The sequence below is a fragment of the Bacillus cereus genome (genome assembly GCF_007678085.1).
Classification (GTDB): Bacteria; Bacillota; Bacilli; order Bacillales; family Bacillaceae_G; genus Bacillus_A; species Bacillus_A cereus_BE.
Genome location: NZ_VEDW01000006.1, coordinates 206,174 through 213,038, shown reverse-complemented (window position 1 = coordinate 213,038; position 6,865 = coordinate 206,174). Strand labels below are relative to the sequence as shown.

Sequence of the window (6,865 nt, the reverse complement as noted above, 5' to 3'; positions counted from 1 at the left end):
GGATCAAACTCTCCAATAAAGTTAGTTTGTCTAGCATCTAAAAATAAAAATTGACGTTTCACGTTGTTTGTTTCGTTCAGTTTTCAAAGAACTACTTGGTCGCTCATTTGCGACTTCCTTATGTTAACATCTTCGTTTTTCGATGTCAACTAAGTTTTTCAATTTCTTTTTTGTCGTTTTCTGCGTTTCCGCATCAGCGACGGTTATTAATATATCATGCAGTACATACAGGGTCAATACTTTTCACAAAAAAATTTCACATCCCGTTAAAACTTTAAAAACACGTTTCAAAAAATCCGTATAGTCTCTCTTCATTCCTTACCCTAATCCACATTTCATATCTTATCACTTTATCACGTTCCTTAACGAATGAAAATTCTAAATTTTATGTTATTATTATTGTTATAGGAGAGTGGTGAGAATGAGCATTAAGTATTCAAACAAAATTAATAAAATCCGGACCTTTGCATTAAGTTTAGTATTTATCGGCCTCTTCATTGCATACTTAGGAGTCTTTTTCCGTGAAAACATTATTATTATGACAACATTTATGATGGTTGGCTTCTTAGCTGTAATCGCTAGTACTGTCGTTTACTTTTGGATTGGTATGTTATCTACTAAAACTGTACAAATTATTTGTCCAAGCTGCGATAAACCTACAAAAATGCTCGGTCGTGTCGACGCATGTATGCATTGCAACCAACCTTTAACAATGGATCGAAGTTTAGAAGGAAAAGAATTTGATGAGAAATATAATAAGAAAAGCTATAAATCATAGGTATATATGTCTACAATGTAACCTTACAAAACTAAACATGAAAAGATGATTTCTTAACCAAGAAATCATCTTTTCATGTTTACCCTTAATTAAATTAGGTTCTCCACTGAACATTTTTAATTCTCCTAAACCTAACGTAATTCCCATATATAATAAAGAAAGAGGCTGACGTAAAGCCGTCAGCCTCTTTCTTTATTATATATTACGCCTTATGACACTCTGGACAAACGCCATAAATTTCTAAGCGATGACTATTGATAACGAAGCCTGTCGTTTTCGCAGCTTCCTCTTCAAGCTGTTCCAAACCTCCATAAGGAAAATCAACAATCTTACCACATTTTTCGCAAATCACATGGTAATGTTGACTTGTAACATAATCAAATCTACTTGAAGCGTCTCCATAAGTTAATTCCTTTACAAGTCCAACCTCTTTAAATACACGTAAGTTATTATAAACAGTTGCAACACTCATATTTGGAAACTTACCTTCTAATGCTTTATAAATGTCATCCGCTGTTGGGTGCGTCATAGATTCCACAAGGTACTCTAAAATAGCATGACGCTGTGGAGTAATGCGTACACCCGTATTTTTCAGCATTTCTAGCGCTTCTTTTAATTCTTCTTTGACCACCGTCATGCACCCCGATTCTATACGGATTATTATTTTATAATTCTTATAAAGAGTGTACTCCTTTTCTTATAAATCGTCAATATTTCTACTATAAGTATGTGGTTTATTTTTGTATATAGCCTTATTCTTATGTATCTTTCCCTATTTTTTATACATTTACATAGAAAAAAAGTGCGACATAATCGCACTTGGAATACTATCATCTGAGGAGGTATGCCCTACACTTCACTTTATGTGAGACGATAAAATATGTATAGACACTCGCCTTACTTCTATATATTTTATCTCCCCAATGGATTTACTTTATATAAGAAAGAACATCTTCAATATGTCCCTTCACTTTCACTTTACGCCATTCTTTTACAAGCTCACCATCTTTATTAATAAGGAATGTAGAACGCTCGATTCCCATATACTCTTTTCCAAAGTTCTTTTTCAATTTCCAAACATCGTACAATTCCGCTACCTTATGATCTTCATCTACTAAAAGTACAAATGGAAGTTCATGCTTCTCAATAAATTTCAGATGTCTGTTCGCTGAATCAGGACTTACACCAAGAATAACTGTATCTTTCTCTTGAAATAATCCATATGCATCTCGAAAATCACATGCTTCAGTAGTACACCCTGGAGTCATATCTTTCGGATAAAAATATAGAACTACGTTTTTACCACGAAAATCAGCTAAGCGAACTTGTTCCCCGTTACTTCCCTCTAATGTAAATTCTGGAGCCATTTCTCCTACTGTGATCATTGTTATCACTCCTATTCTTTTCTTTTACTATATCAAATGCTATCTTATTTTTCATTGTCTATTACAGACCTCATTACAAAAGCAAACGGTAATGTATATCCAATTAGCGCTTCTGCAATCGCAATCCATCTCCCTATTCCAATCGGAGCTATATCACCGTATCCAACGGACAACAAAGTAACTGCGCTAAAATATAAACAAATTTCTACAAGTTGAAAAGATTGGGCATGCAAGCTTTCTCCATCTTCTTTCAAAACCGCAAAACCCATTTCTTCTAATACAACATAACTTAATCCAAACGCAATTAATACCGTTGTATAAATTAGAAATAAGGAGGCTAAATTATACAGCGAAAAGAAACGTCTAGAATCTGAATATGAGCTCCATAACAATTGGACACTTCTCAAAATAGCTATTGCTGCAATTAATAGAATAAATCCCCATAACATGTCCTCCACCTCATTTTATATGTATGAGGCGGCCATTGGATTTATCCCTTATAAACAAACAGGCTTCTATAATTAATTCCCAGCACCACGGTACCTTTTTACCCCTTGATTCCAAAGAGTGATTGCAATTGTAAAACAGATAACACCAACGAATGGTGTTGCAAATGCATAGCTATTCCACTCTGTTTTTCTTAAAAAGTATGCTGCTGGATACACTCCGACAAACGCAAATGGTAAAACAAACGTTAAAATGAAACGAATCACACGGTTATAAATGTTAACAGGATAGCGACCATAGTTACCTATGTTATACATTAGCGGCATAATTGAACTTTTCGCATCCGACCAAAAACCAAGACTTGCAAGCGTAACAAATATCCCTCCGTATACAAGAGCTCCCCCTCCTACCATCAGTAAGAATAAGAAGAAATCGTACCAGTAAAAAGATAATTGCAACTCCACCGCTGCGTAGCCCATTACAATTATTCCTGTAATCGCTCCAATTAAAGATTCAAGCTCCATTCTTTCTAATATAATTTGAAACAAACTATGAATTGGTCTTGTTAATATACGATCCATTTCTCCTTTAATAATGTAACGATCATTAAAGTCCCATATGTTAAAGAAAGCTGAGAAAATGGCAAACGGCACTAAAAAGAAACCATAAATAAAGATTACTTCTTCTCTACTCCAGCCTTTTAATGCTTGTGTATGTCCAAACACAACGAGAATAAAAATTAAATTAACAGCCTGTAGTGATAAATCAGAAAGTAATCCAACGATAAAATCGCCCCGATACTCCAATTTTGTTTTTATATATTGGCTTGCATATTGCAAAAATAGGTTTATATATATCATCTCATCATCCCCCTTGTACAATTAGACGTTTTCTCGCCGTTCTCCACATGAGTACAATTGGAATAATAAGTACAATTGCCCAAATTACTTGGAATAATAATGCCTCATACAATTTACTTCCTTGTATACCTTCTGAAAAAATCATACTCGGAATATAACTAATGGCCTGAAACGGTAAAAATACCATTGCCTTTTGGGCCCATAACGGATAAAAACTAATTGGTAATAATAGACCTGAAAATAAATCAATAACAACACGTTTTGCATACATAATTCCACTATTATTAAATAGGAAGAACGTGAGCATTCCCGTCATTAAATTAATTTGTGTATTAATAATAAAACTAAATATTAAAGATAAGAAGAAATATAACCACGTTTGAAAATTCGTTGTAATTTGCAATGAAAATAATAAGGTAACGATAACCATACCTGGGATTGAAAAGAAGGCAAAACGAAATATTCCTTCACCAAGACCTTGCATCACTTTCATTCCTAAATAGTTATATGGACGAATCATTTCTACCGCTACACGTCCTTCTTGAATCTCCATCGCAATTTCCCTGTCTATATTATTAAAATAAAAAGCACGTGCCATCCACGCAATTGCGATATACGTAGTCATTTGCGAAATAGATAAACTTTCAATATTCTCTTTTCCACTATAAATTGCTTGCCATAAAAAATAATACGCACCGATATTAATTGTATAAATTAAAATCCCGCTATAATAGTTTGTACGATACGCAAGCATCATTAAAAAGCGAATCCGAATCATTTCAATGTACTTACCCATGTTTAATACCTTCTTCATAAATGTTACGAATGATTTCCTCTGTAGACACTTCGTTAATTTTTAAATCTTTAATTTGAAAGGCTTGTACTACTTTAGAAATAAGCATTGAAATGATAACTTCTTCATTCGGTATTTTTGCAACCCACGCGTTTTCCTCTTTCGCTTTCGACCAAACGACATGACTATCTGGCATAACCATTGATAAAGCCTGATAGGAAACTGGTGCAATAAATTGAAAATGTATTTCCTTCTCTGCTCCCCACTGCGTACGAAGATTATTTAAAGAACCGTCATACATAATATTTCCTTCATCCAGCATGATAACGCGCTCACATAAAGCTTCAATATCCGTAATATCATGGGTTGTTAATAAAATTGTTGTTTTATAACGTTCATTCATTTCTTTTAAAAATTCACGTATTTTCAATTTCACAAGTACATCTAGCCCAATTGTTGGCTCATCTAAAAATAATAACGGCGGATTATGAATTAATGCTGCCGCTAATTCACAACGCATTCTTTGACCAAGAGATAACTTTCGCACTGGCTTATCTAATAAAGGACCAATATCTAACGTTTCAATCACGTGCTCCATATGCTCTTTATACTGAGCGTCTGACACACCGTACACTTTTTTTAATAAACGAAATGATTCTTGTACAGCAATATCCCACCAAAGCTGTGAGCGTTGACCGAAAACAACACCAATTGTTCTTACAAATTCTTCTCTCTGCTTATGTGGGTTCATCCCATTTACTAAAATGTCTCCTGATGTCGGAGTCAAAATCCCCGTAAGCATTTTAATTGTTGTTGATTTACCAGCACCGTTCTCACCAATATACCCAACCATTTCACCTTGTTTTACAGTAAAAGATACATCATTTACTGCTGGTACTATTTTATAATTACGATTTAATAAATCGCGAAATGCACCCTTTAATCCCGGACGACTTGAATAGGCTGTAAATTCTTTACGTAACCCTTGTACCTCAATTACCGATTTCATAATCGGACCCCCTTCCTAAATGTCACAACGAATAGTTTACCCAACTGCCTTCGCTATCACAAACAATACGTCTTTTCGAAAAACATGTTAGAATAATACATAGATTTTTGTAAGGAGATGAATTGTAGTGAAATTCACAAAGTCAGAAGCATTACATAAAGAAGCTTTAGAACATATCGTTGGCGGCGTTAATAGCCCTTCTCGTTCTTTCAAAGCAGTTGGCGGCGGCGCTCCTGTTGCTATGGAACGCGGAAAAGGTGCTTATTTCTGGGATGTAGACGGAAATAAATATATCGATTATTTAGCAGCATACGGTCCTATTATTACTGGACATGCTCACCCGCATATCACAAAAGCAATTACAACAGCTGCTGAAAATGGTGTACTTTACGGCACACCAACAGCACTAGAAGTAAAATTTGCAAAAATGTTAAAAGAAGCAATGCCTGCATTAGATAAAGTCCGCTTCGTAAACTCTGGTACTGAAGCAGTAATGACAACAATTCGTGTCGCTCGTGCTTACACAGGACGCACAAAAATTATGAAATTTGCTGGTTGTTACCACGGTCATTCTGATTTAGTACTTGTTGCAGCTGGATCTGGCCCTTCTACACTAGGAACTCCTGATTCAGCCGGTGTACCACAAAGTATCGCTCAAGAAGTTATTACCGTTCCATTTAATAATGTAGAAACTTTAAAAGAAGCATTAGATAAATGGGGACATGAAGTAGCAGCTATTCTTGTAGAACCAATTGTTGGAAACTTCGGTATTGTAGAACCAAAACCTGGCTTCCTTGAAAAAGTGAATGAACTTGTACACGAAGCTGGTGCACTAGTAATTTATGATGAAGTTATTACTGCTTTCCGCTTCATGTACGGTGGTGCTCAAGACTTACTTGGCGTAACACCAGACTTAACAGCGCTTGGTAAAGTTATTGGCGGTGGACTTCCAATCGGTGCATATGGTGGTAAGAAAGAAATTATGGAACAAGTCGCTCCTCTTGGACCTGCATATCAAGCTGGTACAATGGCAGGAAATCCTGCTTCTATGGCATCAGGTATCGCTTGTCTAGAAGTCCTTCAACAAGAAGGTCTTTACGAGAAATTAGATACACTTGGTGCGATGCTTGAAAAAGGAATTTTGGAGCAAGCTGCAAAACATAATATCGATATTACATTAAACCGACTAAAAGGTGCTTTAACTGTATACTTCACAACAATTACAATTGAAGATTACGATGCAGCACAAGATACAGACGGTGAAATGTTCGGTAAATTCTTCAAGCTTATGCTTCAAGAAGGAGTGAACTTAGCACCTTCTAAATACGAGGCATGGTTCTTAACGACAGAACATACAAAAGAAGATATTGAATATACAATTGAAGCTGTAGGTAGAGCATTTGCTGCTTTAGCAGACAATAAATAATCTTGTCATTAAAAGGAAAAAAGAAAGCACACCTTTCTTTTTTCCTTTTTTCTATTTCATAAATTCCTTATTAATAGTATAATTATTCATAATTATCTGTTTAATTTTCTTTTATATCCTTACTATCTTTGTAAACAAGGCTGCTCACGCCTTAAATAGTAAGATTA

At 35.1% G+C, this 6,865-nt stretch carries 8 protein-coding genes; 2 read left to right on the top strand and 6 right to left on the bottom strand.

Going from position 1 to position 6,865, the window contains the following annotated elements; all coding sequences use genetic code 11:
- Positions 1 to 421 precede the first annotated feature (421 nt).
- Positions 422 to 778, top strand: a complete 357-nt coding sequence (locus tag FS742_RS24360) for a YgzB family protein (protein ID WP_144615653.1) — start codon at positions 422 to 424, stop codon at positions 776 to 778.
- A 202-nt stretch (positions 779 to 980) separates the two neighbouring features.
- Here the strand turns inward: FS742_RS24360 and perR are convergent, their stop codons facing one another.
- The 6 genes from perR to FS742_RS24330 form a co-directional block, all read right to left on the bottom strand.
- Positions 981 to 1,409: a peroxide-responsive transcriptional repressor PerR gene (gene perR / locus FS742_RS24355; RefSeq protein ID WP_000237831.1), complete on the bottom strand. Its 429-nt coding sequence runs from the start codon at positions 1,407 to 1,409 to the stop codon at positions 981 to 983.
- Positions 1,410 to 1,707: 298 nt separating this feature from the next.
- Positions 1,708 to 2,163, bottom strand: a complete 456-nt coding sequence (gene bcp, locus FS742_RS24350; RefSeq protein WP_000633720.1) for a thioredoxin-dependent thiol peroxidase — start codon at positions 2,161 to 2,163, stop codon at positions 1,708 to 1,710.
- A gap of 44 nt (positions 2,164 to 2,207) precedes the next feature.
- Positions 2,208 to 2,612, bottom strand: coding sequence for a potassium channel family protein (locus tag FS742_RS24345; RefSeq protein WP_000964347.1), 405 nt, complete (start codon positions 2,610 to 2,612; stop codon positions 2,208 to 2,210).
- A 72-nt stretch (positions 2,613 to 2,684) separates the two neighbouring features.
- Positions 2,685 to 3,470 (bottom strand): ABC transporter permease, encoded by a 786-nt coding sequence (locus tag FS742_RS24340; RefSeq protein ID WP_061676757.1) that lies wholly within the window; start codon positions 3,468 to 3,470, stop codon positions 2,685 to 2,687.
- A gap of 4 nt (positions 3,471 to 3,474) precedes the next feature.
- The gene (locus FS742_RS24335) at positions 3,475 to 4,266 is read right to left on the bottom strand and encodes an ABC transporter permease (protein WP_144615651.1); all 792 of its coding nucleotides are present in this window, start codon (positions 4,264 to 4,266) and stop codon (positions 3,475 to 3,477) included.
- Complete coding sequence (locus tag FS742_RS24330; protein ID WP_144615649.1) at positions 4,259 to 5,272, bottom strand: ABC transporter ATP-binding protein; 1,014 nt, start codon at positions 5,270 to 5,272, stop codon at positions 4,259 to 4,261. Before FS742_RS24330 ends, FS742_RS24335 begins: the two co-directional genes overlap by 8 nt.
- A gap of 127 nt (positions 5,273 to 5,399) precedes the next feature.
- Here FS742_RS24330 and hemL point away from each other — a divergent pair, with 127 nt between their 5' ends.
- Positions 5,400 to 6,698 carry a glutamate-1-semialdehyde-2,1-aminomutase gene (gene hemL / locus FS742_RS24325; protein ID WP_144615647.1) on the top strand — a complete coding sequence of 433 codons (1,299 nt, stop codon included), beginning with the start codon at positions 5,400 to 5,402 and terminating at the stop codon, positions 6,696 to 6,698.
- Positions 6,699 to 6,865: the final 167 nt, after the last annotated feature.

What these genes read in the sequence shown, in the direction of transcription:
- FS742_RS24360 (WP_144615653.1), top strand. Translation starts at nt 422, where the DNA reads ATGAGCATTAAGTATTCAAACAAAATTAATAAAATCCGGACCTTTGCA.
- bcp (WP_000633720.1), bottom strand. Translation starts at nt 2,163, where the DNA reads ATGATCACAGTAGGAGAAATGGCTCCAGAATTTACATTAGAGGGAAGT.
- FS742_RS24345 (WP_000964347.1), bottom strand. Translation starts at nt 2,612, where the DNA reads ATGTTATGGGGATTTATTCTATTAATTGCAGCAATAGCTATTTTGAGA.
- FS742_RS24340 (WP_061676757.1), bottom strand. Translation starts at nt 3,470, where the DNA reads ATGATATATATAAACCTATTTTTGCAATATGCAAGCCAATATATAAAA.
- FS742_RS24335 (WP_144615651.1), bottom strand. Translation starts at nt 4,266, where the DNA reads ATGGGTAAGTACATTGAAATGATTCGGATTCGCTTTTTAATGATGCTT.
- FS742_RS24330 (WP_144615649.1), bottom strand. Translation starts at nt 5,272, where the DNA reads ATGAAATCGGTAATTGAGGTACAAGGGTTACGTAAAGAATTTACAGCC.